The sequence below is a fragment of the Shewanella metallivivens genome (assembly GCF_028750675.1).
Lineage (GTDB): Bacteria > Pseudomonadota > Gammaproteobacteria > Enterobacterales > Shewanellaceae > Shewanella > Shewanella metallivivens.
In genome coordinates, this window is the sequence record NZ_JAQQPZ010000015.1 from 170,845 (window position 1) to 190,309 (window position 19,465).

15 protein-coding genes are annotated in these 19,465 nt (G+C 42.1%); 7 read left to right on the top strand and 8 right to left on the bottom strand.

The genetic code is table 11. The features are described from left to right. Window positions 1–97 precede the first annotated feature (97 nt). The 7 genes from PQR79_RS18900 to PQR79_RS18930 all read right to left on the bottom strand — a co-directional run bounded on the left by PQR79_RS18900 (window position 98) and on the right by PQR79_RS18930 (window position 7,142). Window positions 98–1,135, bottom strand: a complete 1,038-nt coding sequence (locus PQR79_RS18900) for a methyltransferase (RefSeq protein WP_238106177.1) — start codon at window positions 1,133–1,135, stop codon at window positions 98–100. 69 nt (window positions 1,136–1,204) lie between these two features. After that, complete coding sequence (locus PQR79_RS18905; protein ID WP_438270836.1) at window positions 1,205–2,518, bottom strand: alkaline phosphatase; 1,314 nt, start codon at window positions 2,516–2,518, stop codon at window positions 1,205–1,207. 106 nt (window positions 2,519–2,624) lie between these two features. Then, window positions 2,625–3,572, bottom strand: a complete 948-nt coding sequence (gene gshB, locus PQR79_RS18910; protein ID WP_238106179.1) for a glutathione synthase — start codon at window positions 3,570–3,572, stop codon at window positions 2,625–2,627. A 37-nt stretch (window positions 3,573–3,609) separates the two neighbouring features. Beyond that, on the bottom strand, window positions 3,610–4,350 hold the full coding sequence (rsmE, locus tag PQR79_RS18915) for a 16S rRNA (uracil(1498)-N(3))-methyltransferase (protein ID WP_238106180.1): 741 nt from the start codon (window positions 4,348–4,350) through the stop codon (window positions 3,610–3,612). 50 nt (window positions 4,351–4,400) lie between these two features. After that, window positions 4,401–5,102 carry an endonuclease gene (locus PQR79_RS18920; RefSeq protein ID WP_238106267.1) on the bottom strand — a complete coding sequence of 234 codons (702 nt, stop codon included), beginning with the start codon at window positions 5,100–5,102 and terminating at the stop codon, window positions 4,401–4,403. 201 nt (window positions 5,103–5,303) lie between these two features. Then, entirely contained in the window at window positions 5,304–5,888 is a 585-nt protein-coding gene (locus PQR79_RS18925) for a SprT family zinc-dependent metalloprotease (RefSeq protein ID WP_238106181.1), read from the bottom strand. A gap of 69 nt (window positions 5,889–5,957) precedes the next feature. Beyond that, window positions 5,958–7,142, bottom strand: coding sequence for a PA0049 C-terminal domain-containing protein (locus PQR79_RS18930; protein ID WP_238106182.1), 1,185 nt, complete (start codon window positions 7,140–7,142; stop codon window positions 5,958–5,960). 493 nt (window positions 7,143–7,635) lie between these two features. Here PQR79_RS18930 and PQR79_RS18935 point away from each other — a divergent pair, with 493 nt between their 5' ends. The 6 genes from PQR79_RS18935 to PQR79_RS18960 all read left to right on the top strand — a co-directional run bounded on the left by PQR79_RS18935 (window position 7,636) and on the right by PQR79_RS18960 (window position 13,743). Further along, complete coding sequence (locus tag PQR79_RS18935; protein WP_238106183.1) at window positions 7,636–8,961, top strand: sigma-54 dependent transcriptional regulator; 1,326 nt, start codon at window positions 7,636–7,638, stop codon at window positions 8,959–8,961. Between the two features lie 222 nt (window positions 8,962–9,183). Continuing rightward, window positions 9,184–9,801 carry a FapB/FapC family functional amyloid domain-containing protein gene (locus PQR79_RS18940; RefSeq protein ID WP_274408618.1) on the top strand — a complete coding sequence of 206 codons (618 nt, stop codon included), beginning with the start codon at window positions 9,184–9,186 and terminating at the stop codon, window positions 9,799–9,801. 25 nt (window positions 9,802–9,826) lie between these two features. Next, window positions 9,827–10,903 carry a FapB/FapC family functional amyloid domain-containing protein gene (locus PQR79_RS18945; RefSeq protein ID WP_238106185.1) on the top strand — a complete coding sequence of 359 codons (1,077 nt, stop codon included), beginning with the start codon at window positions 9,827–9,829 and terminating at the stop codon, window positions 10,901–10,903. 53 nt (window positions 10,904–10,956) lie between these two features. Next, the gene (locus PQR79_RS18950; RefSeq protein WP_238106186.1) at window positions 10,957–11,661 is read left to right on the top strand and encodes a C39 family peptidase; all 705 of its coding nucleotides are present in this window, start codon (window positions 10,957–10,959) and stop codon (window positions 11,659–11,661) included. A gap of 10 nt (window positions 11,662–11,671) precedes the next feature. After that, window positions 11,672–12,385: a hypothetical protein gene (locus PQR79_RS18955; RefSeq protein ID WP_238106187.1), complete on the top strand. Its 714-nt coding sequence runs from the start codon at window positions 11,672–11,674 to the stop codon at window positions 12,383–12,385. Window positions 12,386–12,414: 29 nt separating this feature from the next. Next, complete coding sequence (locus PQR79_RS18960; RefSeq protein ID WP_238106188.1) at window positions 12,415–13,743, top strand: transporter; 1,329 nt, start codon at window positions 12,415–12,417, stop codon at window positions 13,741–13,743. 58 nt (window positions 13,744–13,801) lie between these two features. Here the strand turns inward: PQR79_RS18960 and PQR79_RS18965 are convergent, their stop codons facing one another. Next, on the bottom strand, window positions 13,802–14,713 hold the full coding sequence (locus PQR79_RS18965) for a LysR family transcriptional regulator (protein ID WP_238106189.1): 912 nt from the start codon (window positions 14,711–14,713) through the stop codon (window positions 13,802–13,804). Window positions 14,714–14,840: 127 nt separating this feature from the next. Here PQR79_RS18965 and PQR79_RS18970 point away from each other — a divergent pair, with 127 nt between their 5' ends. Next, window positions 14,841–19,394 carry an ATP-binding protein gene (locus PQR79_RS18970; RefSeq protein ID WP_238106190.1) on the top strand — a complete coding sequence of 1,518 codons (4,554 nt, stop codon included), beginning with the start codon at window positions 14,841–14,843 and terminating at the stop codon, window positions 19,392–19,394. The last annotated feature ends 71 nt before the right edge of the window (window positions 19,395–19,465 follow it).

Here is a 19,465-nt window from a genome sequence, read left to right on the forward strand (position 1 = left end):
AGCATAGAGTAACAATCGGAATAAAGAAAAAATGTGAGTCACTTTGCTTTGTTCAATTTAGCTGATATCGAAATCCATTTCCAGCACTAAACACGTATTAAGTTTGATGTAAATACAACTTATATCTGTTATTTTCGGCTTGGACATTCACTTTGCCAAAATGAGCTGCAATGGTGTCAGAGTAGGGTAAATGTCTGTTTGCAACAATTTGCCATACACCTTTAGGAGCCAAACTCAAGGCGCTATATTTAACAAACTGTGTTGCAATGTCTGTGGTGCTCGTTAACCCATCGTGAAATGGCGGGTTAGAGATAATAGCGTTAAATTGGCCGGTTATTTGGTTAAAACCATCAGATGGATATACCTTTGCTTGCATGTTGTTGGCTGCAAGCGTCAGCTGGCAAGAGGCAAGGGCCATAGCATTAATATCAATGCATTCAATATTAAGCTGTGGATTAGATTTAAGCAGCGCAGCGCTTATGACGCCTGCACCACAGCCAAAGTCGAGTACGCGCCCGTTGAGGTTGTCGGGTAAATGCGACAACAATAACTCGGTGCCTTGATCGAGCCTTTTTTCACTAAATACACCGACAAGATTACATATTTGCATTTGCCCTAGTGGGGTGTCTAGTGTGTATTGGCTTAGCCAGTCGCTTAGCAATAACGCAGGTGCTGCTTGTGTTAAGTAGCTTGTGTATAGCAAGCAATGACGCGCATTATCTTGCTTAATTGGTGCTGAAAAATACGCTGGCGTGAGTTTAGCAATAGACTTTACCCCGCCTTTGTTTTCGCCTACGACAACGAGTAACCCTCCGATGGCCATATGTTGAGCCGCTAAATGCAACAAGTAACCCATAAGAGGCTTAGCTTTAGGAAAATAGATAATGACACTGTCGTATTTTTCGTTGGCTAAGTTGTTTGGTAATTGATGGCCAAAGTAGCATTCTAATGTATTGCTTGCATATGGCGACAAGGTCTGGTGGTGGTTAAAATCAAAGGCTAATGCAGTAACATGGCTTGCTGATTCTAAGCATTGGCTAGCAAATGTATCGGCTTCATAATTGAGGATTAGCACTTTTTGTTGTTGAAAAAGTTCGCTATTTCTAATTAATGCTTGAGAAGGATTTGTTAGCACAAGGGGTACTCACGGTAAAGATAAATGAATAACAGCCCTTTGCGATAGTCAAAAGGCTGTTTCGAACTGTTACTGTTTTACTGCAGTTAAAGGTAATAAACTCATTACTTTATTGGCTATATCGACGTTGTCTTGATGGCCGCTAAATAACCTTGCACCCGGGCCAGATGAAAAAACCTGAACGTCTACCGCAGTATGACCGCCGCTGGTCCAGCCTGTGTTAGAGTACACATCAATTAATTTTCGCAATGCAATGGTTAATGGTTCATTACCTTGCATACGCGCATTGTCTAATAATGTGTATTCAGCCGCGGTTGGCGTAAAGCCGATGAGTGAAGCAATAACGTCTTGCCAATGGTTGTCTGCTACAGCACGTGAGGCGATTTCATCAGGACTTGCTTTGACTTTATGCAACACAGCAGGGTTCCACTCGTATTTGTCGTTAGCCCCAACAGACAAGCCGCCGGTATTATGGTCGGCAGTAATCACCACCAAGGTGTCTTTGCTTTGGCGAACAAATTGTTCAACCACTTCAATGGCGGCGGCAAACTCGTCCATTTCACCCATTGCGGTGGCAATGTCGTTACTGTGGCCTGCCCAGTCAATTAAGCTTCCTTCTACCAATAATACAAAGCCTTGTTGATTTTGCGATAACAGGTCGATGGCCTTTTGCGTCATCTTGCTGAGTTTATGACTTTGATTATCATTAATGGCCCAAGGTAATTGTACATCGGCAAAGAGGCCTAATACCTTTGGGTTGGTTACCATATCAAGCTGCGAAAAATCGTCAATGTGCTGATAACCTTTTGCTGTAAATTGAGCCAATAATGAGTCAGAAAAATACTGTTGTCCGCCTCCTAAAATCACATCTGCGTCAGAGTCTAAATAGGACTGTGCAATGTCGATGTAGTTTCTACGGCTTTCGTTATGGGCTAAAAATGCTGCTGGGGTAGCATGGTTAACCTGTGAGGTGACGGCGACTCCGGTTGCTAACCCTAATGTTTTGGCTTTTTCCATTAACGTGGGTAACGGACGCTTTTCTGTATCAACAGAAATGGCACCGTTGTAACTTTTAAACCCGGTAGCGAGCGCCGTTGCAGACGCTGCTGAGTCTGTCACATAACCACTGACTGATGCTGGATAAGTACTCGACATGCCAACCAGTAAGCGATCAAAAACGGTTTGTTCTATCTCTTCGGTGTCAGGGTTATCTTTATAGTAACGATAAGCCGAAGTGTACGCTGGCCCCATACCATCACCAATCATAATAATGATGTTTTTAGGTCTGGCAGGTGCCGCCGTTGGTACGTTGCTATTGGGTGATCCTGTTGCCGCCGTTGGTACGTTGCTATTGGGTGATCCTGTTGCCGCAGGACTTATCATTACATCATTTGCCAATACACTCGCCACACTGAGGCAGGGTATGAGCAATAAACAGCTTAAAGAGCGTTTACATGTCGTTAAAAAATCCATGATGAATCCTAACTGGTTATGCGTTAATACGCGCTTCAATGGCATCCATCAACATACCTGTGATGTTGACATCAAATGCAGCTTCAATTTCTTTTATGCATGTAGGGCTAGTGACGTTGATTTCAGTTAGCTTGTCGCCAATGACGTCTAAACCAACAAAAATTAAGCCGCGTTTTTTGAGTTCAGGACCAATTGTACGCGCTATTTTCCAATCGCTTTCAGAAAGAGGTTGAGCTACACCGCTACCGCCAGCAGCCAAGTTACCTCGGGTTTCGCCTTTCATTGGAATACGTGCCAAAGCGTAAGGTACGGGTTCGCCATCAACGACAAGAATGCGTTTATCGCCTTGAGTGATCTCAGGAATAAAGGCTTGGGCCATGGCATATTGCTGACCATAGCTGGTTAATGTTTCAATAATCACCCCCACGTTTGGATCGTCTTTTTTCACTCTAAAAATAGAGGTGCCACCCATGCCGTCTAAGGGCTTAAGGATGATGTCTTCCTTGAGTTGATGAAACGCACGGATACGTTTAGCATCGCGGGTGACGATGGTTTCTGGGGTAAATTCAGAAAACCATGCTGTAAACAGTTTTTCGTTAGCATCACGTAAACTTTGTGGTTTGTTAACGATTAATACGCCTTCTTCTTCGGCGCGCTCTAGCATATAAGTAGCGTAGATAAACTCGGTATCAAATGGAGGGTCTTTGCGCATTAAGATGACATCAAGATCAGACAGTGGCGTATCTTCGGCTTCACCTAGGGTAAACCAGTCATTAGCATCTTGCTTAACGGTTAATGGACGCATGTTGGCCATGGCTTTTCCATTGACCATTGCCAGATCGTGCATTTCCATATAAAACAATTGATAACCACGGGCCTGTGCCGCTAATAACATCGCAAAGCTTGAATCTTTTTTGATGTTAATGTCGCTGATTGGGTCCATTACAATGCCGAGCTTAATCATGGATACTTCCTTTATATTGGAGGGAATAGCGGTTGAGTTAACCGATATCGCCAAATTTAACTTGTAGTGCGGTAATCGCGGTTAACGATGCCGTTTCGGTGCGTAGCACACGAGGGCCTAGCAATATATCTGTGAAATGGTGGGCTTCGGTCATGGCAATTTCTTCATCTGACAACCCCCCTTCAGGACCAATTAGCAGTCTCACTTTGTGATTACTCGCATCTAATTGCAAGCCATTTATACCGTGTGATGCGCGCGGATGTAAATTGAGCTTAACTGCATTAGTTTGTTCTTCACACCATTGAGAGAGCGTCATCGCTGGGCGCACAACAGGTACAATACTGCGACCTGACTGCTCACAGGCACTGATAACAATTTTTTGCCACTGCTGTCGTTTTTTATCTAGGCGTTCACCGTTCAGTTTAACGCCACAGCGATCAGAAAATAGCGGTGTAATGGTCGTAACACCAAGCTCTACTGATTTTTGTACTGTAAACTCCATGCGATCGCCACGCGAAATCACCTGTCCGAGGTGCAAATCAAGTGGTGACTCACTGTTGTTAGCTTCACAGTTTAAGACCGTGACAGTAATGGATTTCTTACCTGCATCGATAATTTCGGCTAAATAATCATTACCGTCGCCGTTAAATAAGCTGATGTGGCCGCCATTGCCCATACGCAATACTCGGCCAATATGCGCGACGCCGTCGTCATCTAACGTGACGGTTTGCCCTTGTTGTAGGTTGTCTATGGGCTGGTAAATGCGTGGAACTCTCATTCGTGTTGACCTTTTATCGTTTGTGGCTCAAGTCAGTATTGGCTGTTCAATTAACGGAGCAAGCCGTTATTTTGGCATTGTTTGAACACAAAATCATTATGATTACCTTGGCGAGTGGCGATTAAACTATCACGTTGACATTCTGTTACCGTTATAGGGAACATTTTGTCCCAAGCGTTAAATAGTTTTTGCTGGCTGCTACTGATTTGTAATCCATATGTTTGTTGCATATAAAGATATGTGCGGGCTATTTGGCCGCGAGCTCGAGTTGGCGGTTGTGCTTTACGGCCTTTAAAATCGACTATCATTTCACATTGACCATATTGATCCGCTTTTCCATTCCAATCACTAAAGCGATAATTACTGCGATCGCCGTTCACTTCACCGATTGCAGGGACTAAATTGTGTAGGTCTGCCTCCATCTTCTTAAACTGATCATTGTTTTTACTACAATTTTTACGTCCGCCGTCTTGCCAGCATTGTAGCTGGTGGCCAAATTCCCATGCTGGGACGACGTGCTCCCATTCAATTCGATTGGCGCGGATGATCTGTTTGCGAACTTGATAGCCACACGTTGGGTGGTCGGCTTGCCAAAGCTTGCCACTAATGGCGATATCACAACCACAATAAAAGGTGCTTAAGGGAAGATTTTGCTGGTAGATGTCTTTCGCAATGGTTTTTGCTTTGCGAAAACTGCTCGGATGCTCTGCTGCCTGAACGGTCGTTAAAAAAATGCCGCACAAAAGCGACACCCAAAAAAGCCATGAGTGATAGTAAGATAAGCGCAAAATAAACCCTAAAAAATAAACTAAAAATCGACAGGACAGTCGTGTTTTCTAATTACATTAGAAACAGAAACAGGCCCTTATTGCGGAGTTAATCCGTCATTTTGCGCTGATGTTAAGCCATAGGGTGCGATGACGCAATTGATAAAATGTTACGCGTTGATGATGTTAAGTTTTTTGTGCTGATTGGAGCGTTTGTTGGCAGCGGCGACAGCGATACTGAGTTTGTCCTCGAACCACTCGATTATGCCGTCTAATAGAAAGCGTGGTATTGCCACAACCACAAAAATAATCAAATTGTTGCCCACTCACAGATTGGACATTCAGTTGATGAGTGGTTTTTGGCGCCACTTTAAAAGTGGATAACATGATGCTTTGCCATTCTTTACCGTGGGGTTTTACTCGGCCAAATAGCTGAAAACAAAGTAGATGGCTTATTTCGTGTGGCACAACTTCAGATAAAAAAACATGTGGGTTTTCTGCTAATAATACTGGATTAAAGCGCAAACGATTGCTTTGTAAATGGGCGGTGCCAGCACTTTTTCCGCGTAAACTAAATTGCACAATAGGACGTGGGAACTGGCGATTAAAATGACATTCAGCATGTTGGTAATCGCTTTCGACTTTGTCGAGTATTTGCTGTTGCAAAGCTGATTGAGCTGGGCAGGATGTTAATGACACTTTTGCGCTGACTTTTTGGGGGCTCAACGCATTGTGTTTGGGTGATGTAAAATTAAATAGATTTTTTAGCATGATTTCATTCTTGGCTTGAGTAGAGGGGACTACTCAAGCAGTTGTGGGGTAGCCATTGAGGCGATATCGTTACAAGCTTGTTGCTGCGGCTGCAATCATAGCCTTAATTTGCTCAACAATGTCCGATTCAACTTGAGCATCATACCCTTTGACTCGAGGAGTATGAATGTGACCCACAGGCAAAGTTAAATTAAATTGGTCGCGTAATAAAATACTACGGTAAGAAATTTCATTAGACAAGTACCCCCCACCAGAGCCCTCAACAGAGATTTCATTTTGTAACTCGGCTAAAGATGATGCTAAAAACTGACCTCGAGATAAGGTTCTAACTTGGTGGTTGTCATTCACAGCCCAATGGCCTTTCACGGCTTGCATCAGTTCAACAGGTAATGAAAACTCAACAAATTCAGGGCCATTCAATTTACCGTCGCTTGAGGTTCCACTGGTAAATAGTGGTGCTTTAGGGTGGCTAAAGTTTGCACCTGTTAATACGTTTAAGTTATCAGGAGCATCAGCGCTACGGTTGCGAGCTGGAAAGCGTTCAATATCAAAGTTTTCACGCCCCATGCTCACGGTAAATACCATGTCTAAGCTATTTTCGCGATAAAATGGTGTGAGTAATGATTCGATAATACCGTTGTCAAAATCGCTAAAGCGGACGGGTATCATCACGGTTTCAATTTGGGCGGTTTTACCGTTTACAGTAAAGCGGTAACCATCTAAGGCCAATGCCGCTAATCCAGAAGGGTTGCTTTGGCCAATATTACGGTCTAAAAAAAACGGATCAAAACCGGTGAGTAAAATATTGATTTGAGTGTTTGGGTCAAACTCGATATCACTAAAACCACGTGATGATTTTTCAACGGTCTTGACTAAGATTTCACGTTGCCAATCGGCAATATTAAATCCTACTTTATCTTGCTTAAGTGTATTGCGCATACTTAAGCGGCTCCAATACAGCGAGCGGTCGTCATGATAACCGGATTGCACATCTCTTACTGCTTGTTGCCATAAGCGGTGACCTTGTTGCGCCGCCATTTCTGTCACAGACAATTCATCCGTTGCACGCTGCAATTTAACTTCGAGCGTGTCGTTAATTGCTTGGTAGCGATTAACCACTTGTGGCAGTGTTTGGCCTGCTTTTGATACGCGCATTTCTTCAATATTTCTTGGCAGTTGCCCAGAAATGACAGAGTTGGAAAAAGTGAACAATGCCAATGAACTTAACACAACTAAAGTGCTGCACTTAATCATCACGGTTCCTTAAGGTCATCAGGTGACCCTATTATGTTTACAATCTTTAAGGGTATAAGAGATAGTTATATCACAGTTATAGCAGCGACTTAACTGCTTGGTTAATACTTCTATTAATGTTTCAGACTTTTGGGTAAGCGCTTCATTCAATCTTTATCTGGCTGAAAAACTTTACAGCTAATTTCATTTTTAAGACTGATTTTAACTATACAAATAGTGGGATTGAACCATACTAAATACCATAAAAAAGATATAGCCGGAATAACGCGTTATTGTTAGAAACTCGTTTTGTGAATTATCTGGGGAGAAGTATACGAGTATTAAACCTATCACGGTGTTTATTCTTCAGTGGAAGCCCAATGCTATGTTATTTATACTCAGCAGTATTGCTAAGTATATATTGAAGTCAAATCGTTCGGTTATATCTATAGATAAGATGCGCAGCCCGCTCTAGTCGGGATTAATGCACTCATTGTGTCGAAAGGATATCAACATGGAACCATTACTAATGGCTGGATTTCAGTGTAATGAGCTAAATGACGTACTTTCTCGATTGCACTTTAAACTTTACTACATCAACTCTCACGACAAACTTAACATTCCTACTAACTGTGCGTTATGCCTAATCGATTTACGTAAAAACGATATTATCAACAAGATTCAATACTTAGTTAGGGCGTTAGACCCGAGCGTTCATATTATTGTTTTAATTAATAAACCTCAGCTTGAAGATCCTAAAGTTAGTACGTTTATTGCTCAGTTTGCATGGGATTTTTGTACCAGCCCAATCGATCCTGAGCGGCTTGCCAAGTGTTTGGGACATGGTATGGGGCTCGCTAAATTAAAGCAACAATGTCATGCACCGCGAGTCGATGATCCAAGGCAAGATCCCGGTCAACCTGTTATTCAATCTGCGGTTATGCAGCAATTATTTCGACAAATCGAACGTGTTGCTCCTACTGATATTCCTGTGTTGATTAGAGGAGAATCAGGAACCGGAAAAGAACTTGTTGCCACTAAATTACATCAACAATCAAATCGAAAGAATGGACCATTTATTACAGTTAATTGTGGTGCAATGGCAGTAGGCTTGGTTCAATCTGAATTATTTGGGCATGAGAAAGGTGCCTTTACTGGGGCGACGAGCAGCAGAAAAGGTAAAATTGCGCTTGCGGATGGCGGCACATTATTTCTTGATGAAATTGGTGATTTACCTGCAGAACTGCAAGTTAATTTATTGCGTTTTTTGCAAGAAGGACTTTATGACTGTGTTGGAGGTGGCACGTCTAAGTCGGCTGATGTACGAATTCTAGCCGCCACGCATGTTGATCTAGAGAATGCCATTGATAATGGTCGGTTTAGATTAGATCTTTATTATCGATTAAATGGTATCACTATCGAAACCCCAAGATTAAGAGACCGGCGTGATGATATTATTGGACTTGCTAACAGATTTATTGGGGTTTACTCAAACGAGTACGGGCTTGCAACCAAGCCATTATCACAGTCAGCGAGCCACGCATTATTAAATCATCCATGGCCAGGCAATGTCCGTGAATTAATTAATCGTGTTCGTCGTGCAGTTGTACTTAGCGACACACAGCAAATTAGTGCGCAGAACCTAGAATTAGGTGGCATTGATAAAAAACGGCATATTGCCTTGTCACTTAAAACGTTAAAAGATAGCGCTGAAAAACAAGCATTGCAGCAAGCAATCTTGATTGCTGATGGTCAAGTCGAGTTAGCCGCGAGCTATTTAGATATTTCTAGAGCCACGTTTTATCGATTAATAGATAAACATGGCTTACAACTGATTTAACCACCTCTATTTCCCTCCACATTTCTTTTGGTTCTCTTAGTCTTAATTTTGAGACTGTTGCTTAAAATAAAATCCAGCATTAATTCAACCACCTAGCTTTTTATATTCTTATTATTGAGAATTTTTCGAACGTTGAAATATCTATGTTGTTGAAATTGCTTGGCTTTATGTTTTGGCATAAGGGTTGCTACTTCCTAGTATCAAGTTAGGAAGGAACATCTTATGGATATCATTAGCCTATTACATTGCAAGTTTGTGCAACATGCTTTTAAGCGAGGATTGGAAATGAGCATGTTATTGCTCGCGGCACAAATTCAAGCTGATGATTCGAGCGTGATCGGTTCTCATGTGGTTCAAGGAGCAGGTATCGCAAGCATTAACCAGGCTGCAGGTGACTTTAATATTCAATCTAATAGCCATGCATTAGGTCGCAGCACAGTTATTAAAACGGTTAACTACCGTGTATTACCGTCGTCAGAATCGTTAACTGAAGCGAATAAGCAACTTACAACGGCAATAGACAGCCAAGCGTTTGCATTATTTCAAGGTTTAGCCAGTGTGAATCAAGTCAGTGGTGAACTCAATATGCAGGCCAATATCGGCAGTATAGCAATGGATGCAACGCTCGAAACCATCATGGGGCAAGGATTAAGTGATTCGGCATTAACTCAAGTGTCTAGCCAGTTAGCTCCTTCAACTTATCAATTATCACATTATCAGGCTGAAATTGCGCCAGACAGTTTTCTGGACGCACAAGGCGTGATGCAAATTAATCAGATTTCTGGCGATAAAAATATTGCCATTAACCAGTTCTCGTTGCAGTTACCAAGCGGGAATTAACTATCATCGATCGGAGGAAAGGAAGATGAAAAAACTAACTCTAGTGCTAAGTATTGCAGCAATAATGAGTGGTTCTGCATATGCGAATGGAATGTTAGAAACTGATAGCAGTGTTGAATTAACTAAAAGTGTAGATGTATCTAAAGAGCTTAAATATAAAGGCAAAGTGACTATTGAAGGTAATATTTATGCCGACGGGCTTGGAATGGCTGTGGTTGAAAATGTTCAAGAATCAAGTGCCAACATGGTTATTAATTATTATCACGATAATGAAGCCCAAATTACTGATAATGCCTTTACGAATGCGAGCGGTAATATTGGTGTTAACCAGGCTGCAGGTGAATTTAATGCGCAATCTAACTCTGCTGCATTAGCAGCAATTGATGCTGGTTTTGCGTTTGGCTCTGGTGATGCTGAGATTTTCAGTACACAAGTGGGTGGTTTTAATACGGTGTGGAATGATGCTTCAACCAATACATCGACCATTGATGGTGCTGCATTTATGAATGCCACTGGTAATATTGGTGTTAACGTTGCTGCAGGTAATAACAACCTACAGGCCAATAATATGGCTGCTGCAACATACCAAGGTGCACTAGGTGAAGCAAGTGTCTCTAATGTACAGCAAACTGGCCATAATTATTCTGACAATTTAAGTGTGGTGCAAGACAGTGTTGAGTATATAAATGTTGATTTAGCATTTAATACGGACCTTGAAAATTCTGGTTATAGTGGGCTTTCAACATTAGTGCCCGGTTACTATCCCGAAATTTGGACTGACGATGGCGTGCATGATAATGGCGATACAAGTGAACTTTGGGGCCACATCGATTTCGATGACGAAAATGGTTCAGGAGGCTCAATGCAGTTTAATGAAGTTGGAGAACTTGATCTTAACGGTACTGTAAGTGGTCAATTACCATTCTTTATTGAAACCGTAACCCAAAAAACCAACAACTCATCATTGTTAGCGGGTAACTCATTCCAAGGTGCATCAGGTAATATTGGCGTTAACTTGGCCAGTGGCACCGGTAACTTGCAGTCTAACAACCTATCGTTAACAAGTATTGTTGCTGGTACAGACATTATTTCTGGCGAATAGGCTTTAATGAAAGATTATGAATAAGGCAGGGAGGAAACTCCCTGATTCATCTTATGAATAATATCACTCCATGGATGATCACCCTATCGATCATCAGCTGTTTAAGTTTTCATACAAGCTGTCTAGCTGCAAATATGCCTCTCACTGGCGTTGTACCAGGAATGGGAAATTACTCTAAGCAGATACAAAGTATTCGAGAGCGAAAATTTGAGTATGTGATTGAGCAAAAAACTGACTTCTCTTGTGGCGCAGCGAGTTTGGCGAGTGTGCTCAAATTTGCTTATGATCGCCAAGAGATTAATGAGCAAAAAGTGCTCATTGGTATGTTAGAGCATGCCGATTTAGGTTTGGTCAAAGAGCAAGGTTTTTCGTTGTTGAATATGAAGCGTTACCTACAATCTCAAGGATTACGAGGACGAGGTTATAAAGTGGGTGAGGCGGAAATGTCATTACTTAAAATCCCTGCAATTGTCTTACTTAATGATAGTGGTTACAGCCATTTTGTGGTTTTTCGCCGTCATGATGAGGGGCTTGTCTATCTAGGCGATCCGGCGTTAGGTAATCGAATAATGACCATGGATGAGTTTAATCAAAAATGGAATGGCGTGGTGTTTGTGGTGATAGGCCAAGATTATCAAAGCGATAACCCGTTGTTGCATCCTCGGGCTAAATTGACGTTTAACTCGCTAGATCCATTATCACCAATGACAGACGCCGAATTACTCGAATTTGGTTTTTCTTATTCAGACATGCTTTAAGGAGGACGGTATGAAATTAAGCATGATGCTTTTATTAACTATCGTGACACCTGCGATGGCGAGTTCACCTTCACTGTCAGTGTTTACACACAGCCAGGTGTTAACAGATTTTGAACTTGATGCCATGAAAGGGAAGTACACCAATAATGGCCAAGATTATTATTTTGGCTTACAAATGCAAACTCAATTTATTCAAGATAATGGTGTTCAACAACAAGTGGGGATGCAAATTGAAATTAGCCAAATTGATAATCGCCCCTCTATTAATATTACGATTAGTGATCCCGATGCAGTTGATAGCCAAAATGAATTTAACATTGATTCGTTAGGGCAATCTGCTGGTCTACAACAACGTATCCAAATTGCAGGTAATGAAAACTTGGCCGTTAATGAGCTCGATATGGCTCAAGGGCGATTAGCCTCTTTACCACAAGGCGTGAGTATTGCATTAGGCACAACCCTAGTGAGTCAAAATGGCGATACCACTTTTTCGACTAATCCTAACACGATGGGATATCAAATCGAACTTGCTTCAGGCAAAGCTAGCCAAGGATTAAATTATCAGGATGGCAATGGCCAGTTGGTTCAGAGTATTTTTATTGATGGACTTAGTCATAGTGTGATAAATCAGTCTACAATACGATATGACGGTATGCCTGTTGGACCAATACAGTCTAATATACTTGGTAGGCAAATCAGTGATTTAACCGCTTTAGGTTTTTAATTCATTCGGTACAAGCCAAGGATGTGTTTATGAATAAGAAATGGACCTCAGCTGTCGCAATGGTATTGCCTAGTTTGCTGGCAATACCTGCGCATGCTGCAGATACTCATTCTCAACCTGAACCTGCCTCACAATCTACTTTATCTGAGCAAGACATTGCTGAACTTAAACAAAAATTGATTTTATTAAATCAACAAATAAAGTTGCAGCAACAAACTATAAATCAGATGGCACAACAAGTACTCAAGCAAGAGGCATTAATTAATCAAACTAGCGCGACAAATGTCGCATCGACAGCACAACAAACTTCCTCGCAAGTAGACCTACAATCAGTTGAAAGGCCTCAAGTAGAGACTACGTCACAAAACACTATCGCAAGTAATGATTCTTCAGAACGCAAAAAAGCGCCAGATCGAGCAAGAAGTACAGATGATGTACTTCAAGAAGCGCATAACGTATTTACGCGTAAATTTACCGTTGAACCTTCATTTACTTACAGTTATTACAGTCGAAAAGATCTTATTTTAAGAGGCTTTTTAGCACTGGATGCGATATTTCTCGGTAATTTAAATTTAGATCGTATACGTACAAATACCACTCAACTTGATCTCACCACTCGTTATACTTTAAATGACGATTGGCAGTTTGAATTTGGATTGCCGTACCTGTATCGCTGGAGTCAATATGATTCAGTTGGTGAGGGTAACTCGAGTCAACGTTATGAAACAGCAAAAGTGAGCGGTGGGCAGATTGGTGATATGACGGGAGCTGTTTATTATCGTATTAATACTGAATCGGTCGATTGGCCTGATTGGGTTTGGAATTTTAGAGTTCGAGCCCCTACAGGGAAAGACCCATTTGGTATTGCGTTAGAGAGTTCTGAAACCGGGAATTTAACTTATCCAACTGAAATGGCCTCTGGCTCTGGTGTATGGAGTGTATCTACTGGGTTTAGTTTAGCTAAAACATTTGATCCAGCTATTGTGTTTTTTAACTTAAATTATGGTGCGAGTTTTAAGGAACATTTTGATGATTTATCAGGTGCTGTAGGAGAGAGTCCTGGGGAAATAGACTTGGGAAATTATCTTGATTATAGCCTGGGTTTAGCATTTGCCGTGTCTGAAAGAATGAGCCTTGCAATGAGTTTTAATCAACGGTTTTACAGCAAAACCAAACAACGACCTGAAGGCGGTCAGTGGGAAGGCATTCCAAGAACAGATACCAATACTGCCAATTTGGGGATTGGTGCAACGTTAGCGTTATCGCCTAACTTGTCTATGGTGACCTCTATTGGTGCAGGTTTAACAGAAGATTCTCCTGATTACCAAATCAGCTTACGTTTTCCATATCGCTTTTAATTTACCCCCCTCAAGTCGCTTGGTTCACTATGATTTAATCGGCTTGGGGGTATCACTTTTACCCCATCATCGAGTGTAACGACTCTTGGCTGGTGTAACGTTTAGTGAAAAAGTCTAAAAAGGCACTGATGTTGCTGGCTAGTTGGCGTCGACTTGAATATACCCCATACACTTTAAATGATTCCATTGGCCAGTCTTGTAAAATGGGCACTAAACTGCCGGCCGCTAATTCTTGTTTGCAACTCGTGTTCGATAACATCGCAATGCCAAAGTCATCTATTGCTAGGCGTTTAACCATGCTAGCACTGTTAACCCGTACTTTACGTTTGAAGGTGGCCATCATTTTACGGTTGCCTTTACCTAATGGCCATATCGGGGCCGAAAGCGTGGTTCCCAATAATATACCGTTATGTTGGGCAAGCTCTTGTGGCGTAGCAGGGCTATTATGCTTTTTGATATAACCTGGGCTGGCAACAAGAATGGGTTGGCGTTCAAATAATAATCGGGCAACTAAATCAGATGACTGCAATGGGCCATACTTAATGGCAATATCGTACCCTTCGCCCACGAGACCGACATCGTTATCGGTAAATTGAATATCGAGTTCTATATTGGGGTATAGGCGCATAAAACTTGAACATAAATGACCAATAACATCTTGAGAAAACGACACCGGAATAGCGATTCTTAATGACCCCGAAATATCGGTATGGGTATTTTCAATAATGGCTTTTGCCGCTTCAATTTCGTGACTAATGGAATCACAGTGCTGAAAAAACAGCGCGCCAACTTGCGTTAGACTTAAATTTCGGGTGTCACGTTGTAATAATCGCACCCCAAGTTGCTCTTCTAATTGGGCAACTTTACGACTAATGGTTGATTTAGGTTGTCCGATGTCTCTTGCTGCTTGAGAGAAGCCTTTGGCTCTCACTACCGCTGCAAACAGCATCATACCGTTCAAATCGGGCATTTTAGTCTCACTGTCTCATTAATGGAACAAAGCGTCCAAGGTAGTATATGTGGTAATTTGCCTACTAACAAAGTTATATTTACGAGCTATAAAAATTTCAGAGGCTATATAAGCAGAGGATCTAAGGATGACCAGCAAAAAGCAGCCCGCTAACAAAACTCAAGCAGTATCGGCTGACCCACTTTTTTTACAAGCCGAACACTTGGCTAAAGACTTTTCGTTATTTCCTGCTCATAACAAGCAGAGTTTATCTGAAGAAGTGAAAGGGCTATTAACTGAAGATGCAATACAAGCAAACCTTAAAAGTTTGGCATCTTTAGATGTTGATGGATACGTAAACAAAGTCATCCAGCCAACACTCGATAAAAATCGCCCTGGTGCGAAACGTATGATCGCTGACTTAAAAGGTAAAATCATTGCCGAAACTCATGCGGGTCCGTTTTACCGTGCCGAGGTGGAACTTAACTTTGGCACGCGTACTCGTCGCATTGGTTTTATCGCTCAAGAGCGTACAACGGCCAATGGCGCATGGATGCCTGAGCATCACCTTGCGGCATGTAAAGCGATACGTCATTTTGCTCAGTTGTCTATGCCTATTGTGTACTTAATTGACACACCAGGTGCTGATGCGGGTGAAATTGCTAATAGCCAAAACCAAGCGCACTCAATTTCAAAAGCCATCGCAGAAAGTGCCAATGTTGACGTACCGACCGTGGGTATCGTAATTGGTGCCGGTTACTCTGGTGGTGCAATCCCATTAGCTGCAGCCAACATCCTGTTATCACTGCGAGATGGTATTTTTAATACGATTCAGCCACAAGGTTTACAAAGTATTGCGCGTAAGTACAACTTGTCATGGCAAGAGTGTGCTAAGTCTGTGGGTGTATCGCCAGAAGAGTTATATACCTCTGGATGTATCGACGGGATTGTTGATTTTTCTCCGTCAGATAAAGACGAGCGCCAACACAATTTACGTCGCGCTATTATTAGTTCTATTGAAGCGGTAGAGCGCGCGGCAATCAACTTTGTACGCGAATCTACCGATTTAAAAGAGCACTACGACCGTAGTTTACAGCGTTTCTTAACGCCGTCTAAAAATCTGATCACCTTAGAAAACAATACTGGTTTGGCCGTTGCTAACGATCCAACCATGTATCACAACATTTTTGGTAGTGCTTACCGCTATTTACGTTATTTAACCTTACGCAGCCGGATTCAATCAATTTCGCAAGAGCAGTATGGCCGTTTATCGAAAGTCAGTGTGCCAGAAGGTGACTTGCTAGCGCGTATTAAGCAAGAGCAAGAGCGTGTATTCCAAGCGTGGTTAACAAACCCTGACAAACTGGTTTACGACGAAGAGCTTAATAAGTTATGGGGCACCTTTAGTGCTAAGCGTAGTGAGATCTCTACTGAACGTAACATGATTACGCGCTTTATTTTGGGTGAACCAAAAGAGAACTACAAAAAAGCTCGTAAAGCCTTGTTATTCAACATTGGTTGGTCTTTGTACCACCGTTGGAAGAGCAATGCAGCAAACAACTTTAACGGTTTAATTAAACATTTAGAATCATTACCTAAATCAGCCACTCAGGCACCATGGCCTGAACTTAACCAGCTGACAGTACTTGATATTGTGATTAATGATGAGCTGCGTGAAGACTTTATTTGGCAGTGTCATAACGTGCTTGTTTTTAATGCGTTATATGACAACGTGGTAGGTAGCTTAGCGTCGATTTCGAAAGAAGCGATGATGTCTAAAAGCTTGTCACGCGAATCGGTTGATAAGTTATTACATAAGTCTATCGACCATGCGTTATCAACTAACGACAAAGCCAACGACAAGAATAAGTTCTACAAGTGGCTTAAATACTTTATGGATCAATCTAACCGTGCTGAGCTCTTAACACGGGTAGAGCAATGGAAGAGTGTGGGTTTCCCACAGTTAAACGATTCATTATTTGTTATTTTAACTTACTTCTTTGAACGTTTGTTGCCTGAGTATTTTGACAGTGAAGAAGATCACGACAAATACACTGGCACTATTAACCCTGTGCGTATTGGTCGTCGTAAGGATTTCTGGAACCGCTTGACCATGGGTTACCAAGACTTACTGATCCAAAAAGTGCTTCGCGAAGAGAAAAAGCAAGGCAAGATGGGCTGGGAAAATGTCATCAAACAGTTCTTTACTAAATTTGATGAAATTGATGCCGACAAAATGTCAGCTAACTTGCTTAATTTCCCTGGTTTCCGTTTATCAATTGAAGATGCCATTGATAAAAAGATCCGCCCTTGCGGTTTGATTACCGGTTTAGCCGACTTTAATAACAATGGTACTAAGCTGCGTGTGGGTGTTGCAGTCTCAAATACTGCATTCCAAGCGGGTGCATTCGATATGGCCAGTGCAGAGAAGTTCAGCGCACTGTTAATTGAATGTGCTAAACGCAAGTTACCGGTGATTTGTTTTATCAGTTCAGGTGGTATGCAGACTAAAGAAGGTGCTGCGGCGCTATTCTCTATGGCTGTGGTAAATGACCGTATTACTCGCTTTATTCGTGATAATGAATTACCAGTATTGATGTTTGGTTTTGGTGACTGTACCGGTGGCGCACAGGCGAGTTTTGTGACTCACCCATTAGTGCAAACCTATTACTTGTCTGGTACAAACATGCCGTTTGCAGGTCAAATGGTGGTACCGGCTTATTTACCGTCAACAGCAACGTTATCTAACTACTTGTCTAAAGTACCGGGCGCAATGACTGGATTGGTGCATAACCCATTCTGTGAAACATTAGATGCACAGTTATCTGGTATCGACCCATTAATGCCGTTGCCAACAAATAAAATTGAAGACGTGATCAGCAAAGCGTTGTCTTCGCTAGTGCCTGAAGTGGTTGAAGTAGAAGAAGAGATTGTACAAGACGATCCTCGTGCATTGATGAAGCCCATTGATAAAGTATTAGTGCATGCGCGTGGTTGTACTGCGGTTAAGTTGATCCGTAAAGCACATGACAACAATATCAATGTGGTATTAGTGGCGTCAGATCCAGACATGACCTCTGTACCCGCTGACATGCTCAAAGAAAACGATAAACTGGTTTGTATTGGTGGTAACACATCAGACGAAAGCTACCTTAATGCTTATTCAGTATTAAAAGTGGCTGAGTATGAGAATGTAGACGCATTACACCCTGGTATTGGTTTCTTATCTGAAAGCCCACAGTTTGCTGCTTTATGTGTGAATAACGGCGTAAACTTTGTTGGTCCTAGCGTGCACTCAATGACGACGATGGGTAACAAGTCTAATGCTATCCATACATCGCAAGCACACAATGTGCCAGTAGTACCGGGTAGCCACGGTATTTTGACCAATGCAGAGCAAGCGGTAAATGTGGCATCTGAAATCGGTTATCCAGTGCTGCTTAAAGCGGTACAAGGTGGTGGCGGTAAAGGTATTCAGGTAGTTAAGCGTCCTGAGGACATGATTGGCTTATTCCAAAAAACCGCCACTGAAGCTGCTGCTGCATTTGGTAATGGTGACTTGTACCTAGAGAAGTATGTAACGTCATTACGTCACATTGAAGTGCAGTTACTGCGTGACAAGTTTGGTAATACCAAAGTATTGGGTATTCGTGATTGTTCAGTACAGCGTAACAACCAGAAAGTGATTGAAGAATCTGGTTCTACAATGCTTCCAGAAGAACTCAAGCAACGCGTGATGGAATACACTCGTGCGTTAGGTGATGCGACCGATTACATGGGCGCGGGTACCGTTGAGTTTATTTATAACCTTGATGCTAATGAAGTGTATTTCATGGAAATGAACACTCGTCTGCAAGTAGAGCATCCGGTAACAGAAGCAACCTCAGGTATTGATATTGTAAGTGCGCAGTTTGATATTGCTGCTGGCCGTTCAATTGAGAAACTCGAACCAGTTGAGCAAGGTTATGCGATGGAAGTGCGTGTCACTGCCGAAAAAGCTGCCCTTGATAGCCAAGGTATTCTGCAGTTAATTCCTAACCCAGGTAAGATTACAGAATGCGTTATACCGCAACGTGATGATGTCGAAATCATTTCGATTGCCGAAGCGGGTAAAGAAGTGTCGCCATACTACGACAGCTTAATCGCGCAAATCATCATCCGTGGTGAAGACCGTGCTGATGTTGTGGCTAAAATGTATGCTTACTTAGACAGTGTTGTCATTAAAGGTATTGCAACTAACATTCCGTTGTTAAAGCAAATCCTTAAAGACCCTACGTTTAACGAAGGCGTTTATGACACCAACTACTTACCGCGCTTAATGGCTGAGCTAGATATTCCAGCATTGATAGCTGAAATGGAAGCCGCTGCAGAAGCGTTAGGTGTTGATACTGAATCTCTACGTGTTGGTGAAAGTAACGAGCTTAAAGTATTGGCGCAAGGCGCAGGTATTTTCTATACCTCTCCAGCACCAGGTGAGGCCGACTTTGTTAAAGAAGGTGACATTGTAACGGTTGAGCAAACACTTGCACTGATGGAAGCGATGAAGATGTTCTCTCAGGTAACATTAGCGGGCTTTAACCGCCAAAGTGGTGTGTTATATCCTGAAGATCAAAAGTATCGTATTGAGCGTATTCTCAATAGCAATGGTCAGCAAGTCTCGCAAGGCGACTTACTGTTTGTGATATCGCCTGTAGAGGCATAACCCAAGCGTTTGAACGTTGAATAACATACCCGCCAATTGGCGGGTATTTTTTTGTCATACTTTCGTTGGTT